Origin of the sequence: Collinsella sp. AM44-11, from assembly GCF_003467145.1 — a bacterium.
In the GTDB taxonomy this organism is placed as follows: Bacteria; Actinomycetota; Coriobacteriia; order Coriobacteriales; family Coriobacteriaceae; genus Collinsella.
Genome location: NZ_QSFE01000018.1, coordinates 26379 through 42554, shown reverse-complemented (window position 1 = coordinate 42554; position 16176 = coordinate 26379). Strand labels below are relative to the sequence as shown.

At 59.1% G+C, this 16176-nt stretch carries 13 protein-coding genes and 1 tRNA gene; 1 reads left to right on the top strand and 13 read right to left on the bottom strand.

The genetic code is table 11. The features are described from left to right. The 11 genes from DW943_RS09530 to DW943_RS09480 form a co-directional block, all read right to left on the bottom strand. Nucleotides 1–380, bottom strand: a 380-nt coding sequence (locus DW943_RS09530) for a transposase (RefSeq protein ID WP_147348655.1), incomplete at its 3' end; no start/stop codon positions are given. A gap of 547 nt (nucleotides 381–927) precedes the next feature. Continuing rightward, nucleotides 928–2952: a molecular chaperone HtpG gene (htpG, locus tag DW943_RS09525; protein WP_117862877.1), complete on the bottom strand. Its 2025-nt coding sequence runs from the start codon at nucleotides 2950–2952 to the stop codon at nucleotides 928–930. 202 nt (nucleotides 2953–3154) lie between these two features. After that, nucleotides 3155–3655: a GNAT family N-acetyltransferase gene (locus DW943_RS09520; RefSeq protein WP_117790205.1), complete on the bottom strand. Its 501-nt coding sequence runs from the start codon at nucleotides 3653–3655 to the stop codon at nucleotides 3155–3157. Nucleotides 3656–3694: 39 nt separating this feature from the next. After that, complete coding sequence (locus DW943_RS09515) at nucleotides 3695–4345, bottom strand: tyrosine-protein phosphatase (protein ID WP_117862876.1); 651 nt, start codon at nucleotides 4343–4345, stop codon at nucleotides 3695–3697. Between the two features lie 17 nt (nucleotides 4346–4362). After that, the gene (locus DW943_RS09510) at nucleotides 4363–5100 is read right to left on the bottom strand and encodes a CpsD/CapB family tyrosine-protein kinase (protein WP_117862875.1); all 738 of its coding nucleotides are present in this window, start codon (nucleotides 5098–5100) and stop codon (nucleotides 4363–4365) included. 2 nt (nucleotides 5101–5102) lie between these two features. Then, nucleotides 5103–5759, bottom strand: coding sequence for a YveK family protein (locus tag DW943_RS09505; protein ID WP_055250503.1), 657 nt, complete (start codon nucleotides 5757–5759; stop codon nucleotides 5103–5105). A 195-nt stretch (nucleotides 5760–5954) separates the two neighbouring features. Further along, nucleotides 5955–7379, bottom strand: coding sequence for a cell wall metabolism sensor histidine kinase WalK (locus tag DW943_RS09500; protein WP_117862874.1), 1425 nt, complete (start codon nucleotides 7377–7379; stop codon nucleotides 5955–5957). Nucleotides 7380–7382: 3 nt separating this feature from the next. Next, nucleotides 7383–8111, bottom strand: coding sequence for a response regulator transcription factor (locus DW943_RS09495; protein WP_089572665.1), 729 nt, complete (start codon nucleotides 8109–8111; stop codon nucleotides 7383–7385). 64 nt (nucleotides 8112–8175) lie between these two features. After that, nucleotides 8176–9051 (bottom strand): phosphate ABC transporter ATP-binding protein PstB, encoded by an 876-nt coding sequence (gene pstB / locus DW943_RS09490; protein ID WP_192934545.1) that lies wholly within the window; start codon nucleotides 9049–9051, stop codon nucleotides 8176–8178. Nucleotides 9052–9154: 103 nt separating this feature from the next. Beyond that, the gene (locus DW943_RS09485; RefSeq protein WP_117862873.1) at nucleotides 9155–10393 is read right to left on the bottom strand and encodes a sensor histidine kinase KdpD; all 1239 of its coding nucleotides are present in this window, start codon (nucleotides 10391–10393) and stop codon (nucleotides 9155–9157) included. Between the two features lie 25 nt (nucleotides 10394–10418). Next, entirely contained in the window at nucleotides 10419–11114 is a 696-nt protein-coding gene (locus tag DW943_RS09480) for a response regulator transcription factor (RefSeq protein ID WP_117862872.1), read from the bottom strand. A 197-nt stretch (nucleotides 11115–11311) separates the two neighbouring features. On the opposite strand from DW943_RS09480, the gene DW943_RS09475 reads away from it, so the two are divergent. Continuing rightward, nucleotides 11312–12652, top strand: a complete 1341-nt coding sequence (locus tag DW943_RS09475; RefSeq protein WP_158566152.1) for a D-alanyl-D-alanine carboxypeptidase family protein — start codon at nucleotides 11312–11314, stop codon at nucleotides 12650–12652. Nucleotides 12653–12972: 320 nt separating this feature from the next. Here DW943_RS09475 and DW943_RS09470 read toward each other — a convergent pair. After that, nucleotides 12973–13063 (bottom strand) — tRNA-Ser (locus tag DW943_RS09470). A gap of 92 nt (nucleotides 13064–13155) precedes the next feature. Then, nucleotides 13156–15597 carry a lipopolysaccharide assembly protein LapB gene (locus DW943_RS09465; protein ID WP_147348654.1) on the bottom strand — a complete coding sequence of 814 codons (2442 nt, stop codon included), beginning with the start codon at nucleotides 15595–15597 and terminating at the stop codon, nucleotides 13156–13158. Between the last annotated feature and the right edge of the window lie 579 nt (nucleotides 15598–16176).

The following is a 16176-nucleotide window of genomic DNA, read 5'->3' as shown; positions in this document are numbered from 1 at the left end:
CGGCCCGGGACCCCCGACAGGGAGTCCGGCACGCCCAGGGCGGTCCGCGCGATCACCGCGGCGTCGCGCTCGTCGGTCTTGGCCTCGCCGGCGAACAGGCCGGCGGCGCGGCTGGCGGCGAGCCCGGGCAGGTGGGCGACCCCGAGCCCCGCGGCGCGGGCCCGCCTCACGGCGAGGGACCCTATGTTGCGGAACTGGTCGACGACGACGAGCGTGCCGGCGGGCGCGGAGGCGAACAGCGCGTCGAGAGCGCCCTCCCTGTTGCGGACGGGGGCGCTGGCCAGCACCTCCCCGTCGCGGTCGACCAGGCAGGCCCAGTGCGATGACTTGCCGACGTCCAGGCCGAGCACGGCCGCGGGCCTGGTGGATGGCGCTTTCACGGTGGTATCCTTCCGGTAGTCGTTCGACCGGATGGCCTCCCCCTCGGCACTCACATTACCAGCCGCGGCGCCTGCCCGGCACTTTCCTATCAGCCGTCGGGGGCGGCGCGTCCCGCGCCGGCAGCACCCAACGGGCCCTCTCGGGGGCAGGGACGTTCGGCCGTGCGCGGGCGCCCGGTCGGCGGCCCGTTCTGGGCGCGCCTCAATCGTAGCCCGAGACGGTCCCGGGCTGACAATTTCGACTGTAATGGACGTTCTTAAACGACTAGTCAAACAAGAACGTCCCCAACGACCACTTTTTCTCCGTCCCCAAGGGATCATTATTGGACCGTCGATGTTTTGGTAATGCCAGCGAGCGGTCACCAGAGCGAACAAATTGGCATGAAAAGAGGACGGCATAGACCTTCTGGTCATGCCATCCTCTTTGAATGACAAGTTGTCGCTCTGGTGCCCGCGCAGCGTCGGCTGGTCCGCCGTTCGTTAGAACGGCGGAACGAAGGGCAGCGTCGAGTGGTTACGCGGTTCGTAGAACCGCGTAACACCCTAGTTACATCAGCTCGCAGACAGCCGCCGCGAAGGCAACGGGGTCCTCAGGCAGAATGCCCTCGACCAGCAGAGCCTGGTCATAGAGCAGACCGGAGTACTGCTTGATCTTGTCGGCGTCGCCTGCCTTCTGGGCGGCGACAAGCTTGTCAAAGACCGGGTGCTTGGCGTTGAGCTCGAGCACGCGCTGGCTCTTGGGCATACCGTCGGGCGCGCCCTCGGGTCCCTTCTGGAGCACCTTCTCCATCTCGAGCGAAAGCGGACCCTCGGTGGTGATGCAAGCGGGGGCATCGGTCAGGCGCGCGGAGACGGCAACTTTCTCGACCTTGTCACCGAGCGCCTCCTTCATGGCGCTAAAGAGGTCCTCGTTTTCCTTGGTGGCGTCCTCGGCCTCCTTCTTCTCGTCCTCGGTCGCCAGATCAAGATCGCCAGTCGCGACGTTCTTGAGCTCCAGGTGACGATCCTCGACCTCGGGCTCGGCACCGTCGGCAACGGCCTTCTCGGCAGCCTCGCGGGCGGCGTCGTCCTCGTAGATCTTAGGCATATCGGCGGCAACGTACTCACGCATAGCCTGGAACGTGAACTCATCCACATCCTGCGTCAGCAACAGCACGTCATAGCCGCGCTCGAGCACGCCCTTTACCACGGGCATCTTGGCCAAGCGCTCACGCGAGTCGCCGGCGGCGTAGTAGATGGCCTTCTGATCCTCGGGCATACCCTTGGCATACTCGGCCAGGGTAATCATCTTCTGTTCCTTGGCAGACCAGAACAGCAGCAGGTCGGCGAGCTCATCGGCCTTCATGCCATAGCTCGAGTAGATGCCGTACTTAAGGCCGCGGCCAAAGTTCTCAAAGAACTTCTCGTAGGCCTCGCGGTCGTTGTCGCGCATGTCCTCAAGATCGGCAGTGATCTTCTTCTCGACACGCTTGGCAATGGCCTTGAGCTGACGGTTCTGTTGCAGCGTCTCACGCGAAATATTGAGCGTCACGTCGGCAGAGTCCACGACACCGCGCACAAAGTTGTAGTAGTCGGGCAGCAAGTCGTCGCACTTCTCCATAATCAGCACGTTGGAACTGTAGAGCGCCAGGCCCTTCTCGTAGTCCTTGCTGTACAGATCGAACGGGGCGCGACCCGGCACAAACAGCAGCGCATCGTACTCAAGCGTACCCTCGGCATGGAAGCTGATAGTGCGCGCGGGATCGTCAAAGTCGTGGAACGTGGACTTGTAGAACTCGTTGTAATCCTTCTGCTCAACGTCGGAGCTGCGCTTTTTCCAAATCGGCGTCATGGAGTTGATGGTCTCGAGCTCCTGGTAGTCCTCGTACTCGGGCTTGTAGTCGTCGCCGGCGTCCTCGGGCTTGGGTTTCTGGCGGCTCTTGCTCACCATCATCTGAATCGGGTAGCGCACATAGTTGCTGTACTGCTGAATCAGGCTCTTGAGGCCCCACTCGGTCAGGAAGCGATCGTAGGTCTCGGCCTCGCCGTCGGCGTCGAGCTTCTCGTTCTCGCGCAGCGTCAGGATGACATCGGTGCCGTGCTCGGCGCGCTCGCCGTCTTCGATGGTGTAACCCTCAAGACCATCAGACTCCCACACGTGAGCGGTGTCCTCGCCATAGGCGCAGCTGACAACCTTTACGTGGCTGGCAACCATAAAGGCAGAGTAGAAGCCCACGCCAAACTGACCGATGATGTCGACATCGGAACCCTGCTGCTCGGCGTTCTCAGTCTTAAACTCCTCGGAGCCGGAATGGGCGATGGTGCCCAGATTGCGCTCGAGCTCCTCGGCGGTCATGCCGATACCGTTATCCGAAATGGTGATGGTACGGGCATCTTTATCAAAGGAAACACGGATGGCCAGGTCGCCCTGGTCGAGCTTGACACTCGGATCCTGCAGGCTCTTAAAGTTGAGCTTGTCGACGGCATCGCTCGCGTTGGAGATAAGCTCGCGCAGGAAGATTTCCTTATTGGTGTAGATGGAGTTGATCATGAGGTCGAGCAGTTTTTTGCTCTCGGTCTTAAATTGACGCATGTGCAGTCCTTTCGCGCTACCCCCGTCCGCAAAAACGGCCCGGTTGCCCGAGCCGCATTGCAGACCTGCTATGTTCAGACTTAGATTTTATAACCCATTAGCGCGCATATATACATACGGAATCGAAAAACTGTATGTCCAAACGCTCTGATGCACCAATTGCCAAGGAGTGTCCCCGACTGCCGGCAGGAAAGGAACGTCCCTATCTGCCATCTACGCGCTTGGCCATCCAAACATGGGGCTGGCCCTCGTCTTCGTAGTCCACCGGGGCAATCTGCGTGTAACCCGCCTTGGCATAGAGTGGTAGCACGTATTCCTGCGCGTGCAGCTTAATGAGCTTGGAGCCGGCATCACGCGCGCACGTATCACTGGCCTCGACAATCTTGCTCGCCAAACCGCGACGGCGCATGCTCGGCAGCACGGCCACGCGCCCCATAATGTAGGTCTCCCCCGCCGCGACGCCTTCGTCCAAGTCGCACGCCGGCAAAACTGGGGCTTCGGCATCTGCCGCATACTCCAGTTCCTCGGGAAACACGCGCGAGCAGCCGGCAAGCTCGCCGTCTACATAGAGTGTCACATGAATGCAGTTCGGATCCTCGTCGATAGCGTCGAACTCATTCTCGTAGCCCTGCTCGTCCATAAAAACGACGCGGCGCACCAACGCCGCGTCGTCAAAGCATCCCGTCTTAAGTTGGATATCCATGGCTGCCCTTTCATTCAATGCGAACGTTAGGGACAGATTTTAGCGAAAATGAGCTCCGCGCACGCTAAACTTCGCGCGAGCCTTCGCCAGACAGTCGTAATGACCCACGTTATGGGCATCGCTCGCGATGAAGCTGTACAGGTTCTGATCGAACAGGCGCTGTGCCGGCTTTTTCTCGCGACCAAAGCGACCGCCGGCAATAAAGTCCGCCGAAGCCTGCAGCTTGCAGCCCATATCGACCAGGCGTTCCGCCACGCTTACATCCTTTTGAACCGCACGATAGCGCTCAGGATGAGCGATGATCACCTGGTAGCCACGGCACTGCAAATCGTAAATCGTGTTCTCGTATTCTCTAAACGCATACGCATCGGCATGCGTCGAAAGCTCGAGCAGAAACTCGTTGGTCCCATCGAAATGCAAGTGCTCCACGGCATCGATACCAAGTTCAACGAGCTTTCGATGGTTGACCTCGAAGCCCATCTGGAGCGGAAAACCGTCAGCGTTATCGCGCAGCAGCTCAAAGGCATCCCACATCTTGTCGTAATCAAAATAGGGATCACGGCAGTGAGGAGTGCAAACGATTCTGGTTACACCGGCCCGCTTGGCAGCCTCGAGCATCGCCAAGCTCTCATCGAGATCGGCGGCGCCGTCGTCTACACCCGGCAAGATATGGCAATGAATGTCACGCATAGGTCGGCCCTAATCAACTAAACGTTTGCTCGGTTGGTGAAGATGCCCTTTTTGGAAGTGCCCTGACCGTCGGAGCCCTTCTTAACCTTCTTACCGTCCTTGGTGTAGTAAGAATAGTAGTACTCGCTGGTCTCGGTCTCACAGTAATTCATGACGGTACCGATGAGCTTGACCTTCTCGGACTTCTTAAGCTGGGCGATAGCATTGAGCGCCTCTTCGCGCTTGGTAAAGTCCTCGCGCACCACGAACAGCGTGCCGTCGGTCAGGCTGGCAATCTCGGCAGCATCGATGAAGGTGCCGACCGGAGGAGCATCGAAGATGACATACTGGAACTTAGCAGACAGTGCCTTGACCAACTTGGAAAAGCGATGGGAGACGATGATGTCGGCAGGATTGGGAATGTGCGGCTCGGCATCGAGGAAGTAGAAGTTCTTCTGACCCGTCTCGACAATTGCCTGGTCAATGGAGATCTGCTCGGAAAGGACCGCATAGAGTCCGCCGCGGGAGCGGACGCCGAGCATATCGGCAAGGGACCTGCGACGCATATCAGCCTCGACCAGCAGGACACTCTTGCCGCTCGTGGCGATTGCCTGAGCAAGGTTAATGGAAACCGTAGACTTGCCCTCGTTGGGAATCGAGGAGGTAACGGTGATGGTGCGAATGGGGTCGTCCACGCTCGCAAAGCGGATGTTGGCCAGAAGGGTCTTGGCGGCATTCTGCACAACGAGCTTATCGGTGTTCTTTGCCTTAGCCATGCCTATTTACCACCTTTCATAGCCGGAATTCGGCCAACAACGGGAATACCCAGGAGCTCTTCTGCCTCTTCGGCACCGCGGATGCGGGTATTGAGCATGTCTGCCAAAACGACATAGGCAACTGCGATAAAGATACCGGCGAGGAACGCGACGGCAATATACAACGTGCGCTTGGGGCCGCTGGGGGCTTCGGGGGTCTTAGCCTCGTCGATAACGTTGATGCTCTGGGCAGCGCCGACGTTCTGAGCGACCGTACTCACCGAGCTGGCAATGGCCTTTGCGACCTCAGCCGTCTCCTTGGCATCGGTGCCGGTAACCGAAAGCGTAATGACACGCGTGGTGGTCTCGGAGGAAACAGACACCTTGTAGTCATCCAAATCGGTGAGGCCCAGTTCTTTGGCGGCGCCGCTCTTAACGCTATCGCTATCCAGCAGCGTGGCGATATCGTTGGAAAGCATCTGGCTCGCCGAGAGATCGTTGTAGCTCATCTGACCGCTATCGTCGGTCTTGGCGAGAATGTACATGCTCGTCGTCGCGGTATAGGTGTTGTCCATCGCAACGAAGGACACGATGCCCATGGCGATCGCGCAGACCACCGGAAGGGTGATGACCAGCTTGAGGTGCTTCTTCAGCAGCTGGAACAGTTCGAGAAGGGTCATGCAGCTTGCCTTTCATTTCCCCAGTTCGGATTGACAAAACTGTCCGTATGTTATCGCATCTTTTTACCGAGACCAAACTCTATACATAAGAAACAGGCTCTCCTGTAAAAATGTCGGAAGCAATCGTAAAATTGCACAACAACGCCGCACCCGAAAGTCAAATGCGGCGTCTACATCAATATCTGTGTTGTATCGCTATGCGAATGGCTCGTCCTGCTGTATGGGAAACGTCACCGTAATGGTGGTTCCCACGCCCAACTCGCTCGACAGATCAAGCGTGGCGTGATGATACAGGGCCGCATGCTTGACAATGGCAAGCCCCAGGCCGGTTCCGCCGCGTGCCTTGGACCTACTCTTGTCCACGCGATAGAACCGCTCAAATACCTTGCCCTGTTCTTCAGGCGCGATACCGATTCCCGTGTCGGCGACAGCGAGGAACGGATGGCCTTCGTCGTTGGTGCCGCACTGCAGCGTAACCGTACCGCCGGGCCGATTGTAGCGGATGGCGTTGCTTGCCAGATTATAGATGAGCTCGTCGACCAAGCGCGACACGCCTTCGATGACCACAGGCTTGGTCTCATGACTTATCGTCACATTCGCTTGACGGGCGACCTGTTCAAGACGCTGCTCAACCGCGTAGATCGCACGCGAGAGCTCAATAGGCTCCGTGGACCCAATGGGCACTGCCTCGCCTTCAGTTGCACGTTCGGCCTCGTCCAAGTTAGACAGCGTAAGGATGTCGTTGACAAGCGCTGCCAAGCGGCCCGCCTCACGATAGATGCGACCGCCAAAGTTGCGCAGGTCGTCCTCGCCCTCGACCATGCCATTTGCGATGAGCTCGGCATAGCCCGAAATCGCCGTAAGCGGCGTCTTGAGCTCATGGGTGATATTCGCCGTGAACTCGCGGCGCATACGGTCGTTGTCCGCTAGCACCGCCATTTGGCGCTTGAGTTCCTGGCGCTGCGACTCGATGCGCTCAAGCATGGGGACCATCTCGGCATAGGCGTGCTCATAGCTACGGCGTGGGTGATCCAAATCCACCTCTTGCAACGGCGCGATGATGGCACGGGACTCACGGCGCGCCATAAAAAACGAGAGTACTGCACCCGCTGCTGCGATAAGCAGCATCGGCGCCACCATCGACAGCAAAATCGCCGCAACGCCAGGCTGGGCCTGCGCCAAGCGAACGACCTGGCCGTTATCAAGGGTGACGGCGCGATACAGCATAATCTCGTCGAGTGTAGAGCTTGCGCGCTCCGCGGAACCCGAACCACTCTCAAAGGCCTCGATGACCTCGGGGCGATCGCCATGGTTGGGCAGTGTGGAAGGCGACGCCTCGTTGTCGTAGGCAACAGATCCGTCCTTATTGATCAGCGTGATACGAAGATCCTCGCGATCGAGGCTTCGCAAGAACGGAATGGGCTCCTGCTGCTCGTCGAGGGCGGCAGCAATGAGCTCGGTTTCCTGCGCCAGATTGGCACTCGTGGCATCCGCCAAAGTGTTTTGCACAAAGAACGCACCCAGCACCGTAAACGCCACGATAACCGCCATGGCGCAGACAAAGATCGTCACAAAAACGCGGTGCGACAGCGTATGTTTTCCCTGGGGGGCGAAGACCACGGGTTACTCCTCCGATGCGGTGGCCGCGGTGTCGTCGCCTTCGGCACCATCACCGGCAGAAGGCTCGGCCAGGCGATAACCCACGCCGCGCACGGTCTCGATGGCGCTGGCATGCTCGCCCAGTTTTTGGCGAAGCGTCTGCACGTGCACGTCAACGGTGCGCGAACCGCCGTCGAAGTCCCAGCCCCACACGCTCTGCAGCAACGACTCGCGGGTAAAGACCACGCCGGGCTTGCGCATGAGGTACTCGAGCAGGTCGAACTCGCGCAGGGTGAGCTTAAGCGGCTCGCCGGCAACGGTCACCTCGCGATGGCTAGGCGAAAGCACGATGTCGCCCACGCTGAGCACATCGCTCGCCTGCTTGACCATGCCGCCGCGACGCAGCAGTGCGCGGCAGCGGCTCGCAAGCTCCATGAGCGAAAACGGCTTAGTCAGGTAATCGTCGGCACCGCCATCGAGCGCCATCACCTTGTCGAGTTCGGTGTCCTTGGCGGTAAGCATCATGATGGGCACCGTCGCCGTCAGGCGATCGGCACGCAGGCGACGCATAATCGCCAAGCCATCGGTGTCGGGCAGCATGATATCGAGCAGCACAGCATCGGGCACCCGTCGCGCCACGGCAGCTTTAAACTCGCCATCACACGAAAAGCCCTCGGCCTCGATTCCCTGCTTGCGCAGCGCGTAGACTGTCAAATCCCTGATGTTGTCATCGTCCTCGACGTAATAGATCATGTTGAACCCCTTTGCGGCCGATATGACCGCATCTTAACCCTAAAGGCACCTGTAAAAGACAGCGTCAGCCAAAACGCCCCGTCAAATAATCCGCGGTGCGCGGATCGGACGGATTCTTAAAGAGTTGCGCGGTGGGCGCGTGCTCCACCAGCTCACCCAGCAAAAAGAACGCAACCGAATCGGAAATACGCGCGGCCTGCTGCATGTTGTGCGTCACGACCACCAGCGTGCAGGTCTCCTTGAGCTCGCAGGCAAGCTGCTCCACCACGAGCGTCGACACAGGGTCGAGTGCCGAAGTCGGCTCGTCCATCAGCAGAATGTCGGGCTGCACGGCAAGTGCGCGGGCGATGCACAGGCGCTGCTGCTGTCCACCCGAAAGACCCAGGCCCGACTCTTTGAGCTTGTCCTTGACCTCGTCCCACAGGGCAGCGCGACGCAGGGAGTCCTCGACCAGCTCATCGAGCACGGCGCGGTCGCGCACACCCATACCGCGAGGACCGTAGGCGACGTTGTCGTAGATGCTCATGGGAAATGGGTTGGGGCGTTGGAACACCATGCCCACGCGCTGGCGCAAACGGCAGATGTCGCAATCGCCCAGGATATCTTGACCATCGAGCGCAATCTTGCCCTCGATGCGGCAATCCTTGATGCCGTCGTTCATGCGGTTAAAGCAGCGCAGCAACGTGGACTTTCCGCAGCCCGAAGGCCCGATGAACGAGGTGATCTGCTTGTCGCGGATCTTGATATTCACGTCCTTGAGCGCATGGTGGTCGCCATAGAACAGGTCGAGGCCCTCGACGTCGATGCGCGTCGGCGAGGCGGCAAGATCCTCTGCCGTGGGGCGAGTCGCATCCCCAACCTCGCGCTCATGCGCGGCCTCGGCCTGCGCTTCCATGAGTTCTTCAAGCTCCGTGGGCTCCACAGCCGCAGCAGCCGTCATACCGCACACCTCCATATCGATATCAATTCAGCAGTATCGATAGTAGGAATCGCGGCTCATACGCACGTGAGCACATTGTCAAGTGTTTGTAAGGGCACGCCAGCTATGCGGCGGGCAGCTCGATGGTGAATATCGTGTGTTCGGGCGTCGATTCACATGCAACGGTACCGCCGTGTGCCGCGATGATCTCCTTGGCAATAGCAAGGCCCAAACCGGCACCACCGCGATTGGTCGCACGCGCCGCATCCAGGCGATAGAACTTCTCAAAGATCACCTTGAGCTTAGCCGCAGGGATAGGATCGCCCTGATTGATAAAGCGCACGCGCACGCCGCCATCGTCTTGGCGCCTGGCCTCAATCGTGATAGTCGAGCCCTCATAGCTATAGGCGACGGCGTTTTTCATGATGTTGTTAAACACGCGGGCCATCTTATCGCCATCCACGAGCACCGTCAGGTCCTCGCGAATATCAACCTGGGCTTCCTTATGTTGCTCGTTGAGGATGGGATAGAACTCGTCAGCCACCTGAGCCAGCAGCAACCCCAGATCAACATAGCCGCGCGTGAGCACGATATCGTGGAAGTCAAAGCGCGTGATATCGAAGAACTCTTCGATGAGTGCATCGAGCCGGTGCGCCTTGTCGAGTGCCACGCCCGTAAAGCGTGCACGTTGCTCAAGCGGCAAATCGGGGGCCTCCTGCAAGAGCGAAAGGTAGCCCACCACGCTGGCGAGCGGCGTGCGCAGGTCGTGCGCCAGGTACGTCACCAGGTCATCTTTGCGGTGGGATTCGTCACGCAGGGCTTGTTGAACCCTACGCTCGCAATCGCGCGCCCGGTTGAGCGCGCCCTCGACCTCGAGGAAGTCGCCGTCAATGTTGTCCCATGTGTCGGGGTTATCGATCAGACGGTCCTGAATGCGGGCGGCAATCACGCGGTCGGCGTGCAGCTCGCCCTGCTCGTAACCCTGGTAGTACAGGGCGCGTCCGCAGAAGAACAGGACGCACACGGCAAGCGCCAGCACAAATCCAAGCATGTTGAACACGAAGCCGGCGTCAAAGAATACGGGCTCGCCAATACCGCCAAGCGCCATGGACCCGATCGCCAACGTAATTGTCCACGCGGCGCCGCCGATCACCACACAGCGGCGAACGATTTCGAATCGATCAATCAGCAAAAAGCCAATGAGTAGAACTGCCAGGATGCCAACGATATTGTCAATGCCGATGAGCAGCAGACTCAGCAAAAAGAGCAGCACCGTCGCTAACGCACGGTTGTCAACGACCGCCCTTACGTATTCAAAGAGTCGATCGGGCACCTCGAATGCCTGCCTATCGTCTTTTGTCATATCCACTTCCCCACCATCAAAGGCGCTATTCGATTATGTAGCCGACGCCCCAGACGTTTTTGATAAAGCGCGGCTTTTGAGCGTCGTCGCCAATCTTTTCGCGCAGGTGGCGAATGTGCACCATCACCGTATTGTTGGAGCCGGGCATAAAATCCTCGTTCCACACCGCGCGGAACAGATCCTCCACGGCTACCACGCTGCCGTGATGCTCAACCAGATACAGCAAGATGGAATACTCGATGGGCGTGAGGCGTACCGGTGCACCGTCCACCGTTACGGAACGAGCATCGCGGTTGATCTCCAGGCCGTCGAGCTGGATGGTCGGCGACTCGGCCGCCTGCGAGCGGCTACCGTAGCTGGTGTAGCGGCGAAGCTGAGCGTGCACGCGCGCGATGAGCTCCAGCGGACGGAACGGCTTAACCACGTAATCGTCCGCGCCAAGCGAAAGGCCCTCGATCTTGTCTTGCTGGGCATCGCGCGCCGTCAGCATGATCACAGGATAGGTATGGCTGAAACGGATCGTACGCAGTAGCTCAAAGCCATCGATATCGGGCAGCATGACATCCAACAGTGCCAGATCGAACTCCTGCTCCAGGATTGCCTTGGCAGCATCGGCCCCGCTATAGGCAATCTGGACATCAAAGCCCTCTTTTGTAAGGTAGATACCAACCAAGTCGGCGATGGCCTTCTCGTCATCAACTACCAAAATGCGCTCGTTCATGCGTGCTCCTCTCGCGCTCCATTATGCCCGAGGCGACGCACGCCACACACAACAAGCATGGGTGATTAAGTCGGCCTTAAGCACCCTTGTGCCCGTTCGGGCGCGGATGTGGGCCACGCACGCACGCGATGATCGCCGACGCCGGCAAACGATATACTCTAGTTCCAGAAGAGACCATCCCGTCGAAAGCGAAATCCGTGAAGTCCCTCACCTCTTTTGCAAAGCGCTCAGCCCAGCTTGCCGCCGGCTTTGTCTGCGCTATCGCCCTTGCCGCTGGCGTGCCCACCGTCGCCGGCGCCCAAGTACTCACGACCGACAATGTTTGCGGCAAAACCGCCGATGCGCGCGGCATCACGGCCGAAAACCTGCCCGATATCGATGCGACCAATGCCCTCGTCATGGGCAAAGACGGCACCGTCTACTATGCCCGCGGCGCCGATGAGCAGATCAAGATTGCCTCGATCACCAAGGTCATGACCGCAATCCTAACCGTCGAGAATTGCAAGATGGACGAGAAGGCCACGGTGAGCAACGCCGCAGCCACCGTGGACAATTCAACAGCCGGCCTACTCGAAGGCGACGAGCTCACCGTGAAGCAGGCACTGCGCGGCCTGATGATTCCCTCGGGCAACGACGCCGCCATCGTGCTCGCCGAATATGTGGGCAAGAAGATCGACCCTAAGACCAAAGACGCCGAGGCAACATTTGTGAAAGCCATGAACGAGCGCGCTAAGAAGCTCGGTTGCACCGGCACGCTTTTTGAAAACCCGCATGGTCTGGACTTTGATGAGTGGGCTGGCGATATGCACTCAACCGCACACGACGTAGCGCTGATGATGCAGGAGGCCATGAAAAACGACACGATCCGCGAGGTCGTAGCGAGCGAAGATTCCTGGATCGAGGTCACGGGCGCCGACGGCACCGACCATTCGCATTCCATGGACACGCATAACTATTTGCTAGGCCAAGATGGCAACATCGGTGGCAAGACCGGCACCACCGATGATGCAGGCTATTGCTTTACGGGTGCCTACAACCGCGATGGCGACGAGATCTACACCGTCGTTTTGAACTCCACCACCACCGACCAGCGCTTTACCGATACCGCAACCCTTGCCAATTGGTACTACGGTCACAAGGTGACGGTCGCAATCGCCAACACGCAGGAAAAGACCGCCAACGGCAACCCACTTATGGCGCGCATTGGCCAAACCGACTGGACGGATAAGACGATCGACGCCACGCTCGCCGATCCTACGGCGCAAGCGACCGTGTTTTCCCTTGCCGGCGAGGTGACCGAAAAGGTTAGCTACGACGATCTTTCGGGCACGGTGCATGTGGGCGACAAGGTGGGCAGCGTTACGCTCAAGCAGGATGGCACCAAGATCGCCGTCATGGACCTGGTTGCCGACGAGGAAGGCGCAGGGCCGAATCCCATTGAGTGGCTACTCGTGAAGCTCGATCGCTTGGGCCGCCGCATCGACAACCGCCCGCTCACGGCAGAAAGCGAGACCGTCGCCAAGGCGCCCGAGGTGTAGTGCGCAAGAATAATAAGTCCACTGAAAGGAGGCGTCCGAAAGGATGCCTCCTTTTTTGAGGTTCGAATCCCCAGCCGCCATTCTTGATAATAAAAAGGGCCCCAAATGGGACCCTTCTTCAAATTCGTACTGGCGGAGAGCTGGGGATGTCCGGGCATGCTGCGCATGCCCTCCGGCTTCAAAGCCTGGCGGCTTTTCGCCCACGGGCTACAAACGCTTTCGCGTTTGCTTAACGCCCGTGCCCTCTCGGGTTCGAATCCCCAGCCGCCATTCTTGATAATAAAAAGGGCCCCAAATGGGACCCTTCTTCAAATTCGTACTGGCGGAGAGCTGGGGATTCGAACCCCAGATGCCCTTTTGGGGCATACTCGCTTAGCAGGCGAGCACCTTCGGCCTCTCGGTCAGCTCTCCGTAACAGCCGTTCTATAGTAACCAAACAGCCAAGGATGGGCAAGAGGAAATTTTCTAATTGCCTAGCAGCCTTTCCTTCTTGAAAGCTTCGCCTACCCCAGCGAGCGGTTGAGGGAGCCGAGCTCGTCGTTACCCATGGTGCGCCACATTTGGAAGATGCAGCCGCGCGCCAGGAAAAAGAAGCCGTTATCGACCAGCTGCACGGCGGCATCCGCAAGCTGATTGGTCACCGCGGACACCGGCGGCAGCTCGAGTCCAGCCTTGCGGATGGTCTCGACCGCTTCCTCGAACGTCGGAGGCTCGCTGACGCCCATCTCGTTCATAAGACCCTGCATTTCTTCCAGCGCGCTGCTGCCCGACTCCTCGCCGCGCGGCACCAGACGGTAACAAGCCAGTGCCAGGTCGAGCTGATCGCAATTCCAATAGGCAAACGCCAAGCGATAGAACAGGTAGCCGATTGCAGAACGATCGCTGGCAATACGTAGGCCGTGGCGCGCCACCTCGATAATCTCGTCAAAGCGCTCCAGACGCGCAAGCACGTTGATGAGCGCAAAGTGCGACTGCATGGACGAGCGCGCCAGATCGTAAAGATGGCGCACCTCGGGCAGCGCTCGTTCAAAGTCCTCTTGTTCGGCGTAAAAGCTGCAGATCTCGTGCTGGGCAAAGTACAGCGCATCGGGCGCACGAAGGATTCGCACAGAGCGGTCTTCTTCCAACACCGGTAGCACCATGCGCACCAGCTGGTTATCGCAAAACTGCGTTTGAACCGGACCTGTCGCCAAAAGCTCGGCGACGGCGCACTTAGCCTCCAACTCCTCAACAAGACGGGAAAAGCCTTCAAAAGCACCTGTACGGTCGACTTTTGCCTGCTCGCGCAATTCAACAACACGGGCAACGTATGGGTCGTCGTCCTCTTCCATGACCTCCAGCTCGTCAGCCGCATCGGCAAGCAGCAGATCGCGCAGCGCCGGCGGCAGCATGCGATGGTCATCACGCGGACGAGCATGAACCTCCGCAGGTTCAATCGTCTCCGGAGCGGTTGACTCATATGCCTCAAGCACACGCTTGCACGGCATATCGTCCATGTCCATGCTCTCAAGATCCTTGGCGACAGGCACGCAATCGGCCAGATAGGCCGCGCGCCCAAAGAAATACGTTGCGACAACGCACTCGCCCTGCTCACTGTCGGGAGCAGCAATCTGCACATAGCAGCGCGTGATGCAGGTGCCCGCGGCAAAACACGCTGCCGCAAGCGTGAGCGCCACGCGCGCATCGTGCTCCGCGGCCCAGATCGTGCGCGTGTCCTCGTCCAGCTCGTGCCAGGCGTCATCTTGAGCGTCGTATTCACGTTGCGGCATGGCATCAACGACAGACTGCCCAAACCGAACGAGCATAATCCCCTCGGCAACGTTTGCCCGATAGGTATAGTCGAGCCGCGTGACCACGTTAAGCGCCTCGACAATACGCGCGAAGCGGGTACGCACATCCCACTCACCGCCCGGCTGGCAAGCCACCGTTCCCGGTTTGGACCACGGGTTGTCGCTCGAGGTTGTATCGAGCAGTCGGGGAACATCGTTGGTCGTCTTGGCGATATGCCACGCATCAAAGAGCGCGCAGCCCTCAAGGCTCGGCGAGGATGCCGCAGGGACCAATCCGGCCCCGATGTGCTCAAGGATGCCGGAGAGACGGTTAAGACGGCACTCGATGGCAAGCAGCATGTCAATCTCGTCCTGGTCCAGCAGGCTGCGATCAAAATTGAGATAGAAAAGCTTTGAGCGATCGATGCGAGCCAGGCTCATCTCGGACTTAGCGGCGATGGTGCGCAAGCGGGGCAAGTCAATTTCACTCATAAGGGCGGCGGCATAGCGCTCGATACCGCTCGGATTCTCGGCATGGTCAACGCGGTAGAGCAGCGTCTCGATAGCGTCAGGTAGCGGTGTCGTGTTAAAGCCCAAAAACACCTCGACCGGCTCGGGCAACTTTACGAGCTTGATCTTGTCGACAACGTTTTGCATACCCTCGTCGAGTCCGTCGGCGTCCGCCGTGCTCGCAATGGTATTTTCGGAGTCAGCGAATATCACGTAGCGCAGGAACATCGATGCCATGAACTCACCGTAAGGAAGGGAGCGGGTCGAATTCCATGTCTCGTGATCGGACTGTTCGCGCATGGGGCCTTCGGGAGAGCCGACGGTTCGCGCGCACGCGCGCATTGTGCCGTTGGCTCCCCGAACCACAATCTCACCAATACCGGAGTCCGACTCGTCAAGGACCAGTTCCATGTCGGGATCGTTGGGCAGCGGAGTCTCGCTAACGGGGCGGTCCACCTTGTACACCTCGCCCGAAACGCTTACGTAGCCCAAAAGCGACACATGACTTTTGCCAACGAATTCGACGACATAGCAAGATTCATGCTGATCCTCGCCAAAGAGTTTCCAGACCACGCCATATGAGCGTCCCGCAGGCTGCTCGGGCATCGCCGGAAAGCGCTTTTTGGGATCGAGAAACCTGAGCTTGTATGTCGGACGCTCTGCCACGAAGTATCACCCTGATCGGTCGCTTGAAGAAGGAGTGGTCGCGAATAAGTCGCGACATCTACTCGGAATCTTACACGAGTCGACAGGAAATCGTCCGCTTTACGCCCGCGCCTCGACCGAGGTTCGAATCAATGCGGTGCTTACGTAAAAGAAAAGCCCCCGTTGCCGGGAGCTTTAATCTCAAATGGTGCGGCGTATAGGATTCCGCGCATCCGCTGCGCGGATCCGCACCGGCTTCGCCCGCCTGCCGGCGCGCTCGCCCGCGGGCTAAAAACGCTCCGCGTTTTCTTTACGCCCGCGCCTCGACCGAGGTTCGAATCAATGCGGTGCTTACGTAAAAGAAAAGCCCCCGTTGCCGGGAGCTTTAATCTCAAATGGTGCGGCGTATAGGATTCCGCGCATCCGCTGCGCGGATCCGCACCGGCTTCGCCCGCCTGCCGGCGCGCTCGCCCGCGGGCTAAAAACGCTCCGCGTTTTCTTTACGCCCGCGCCTCGACCGAGGTTCGAATCAATGCGGTGTTTACGTAAAAGAAAAGCCCCCGTTGCCGGGAGCTTTAATCTCAAATGGTGCGGCGTATA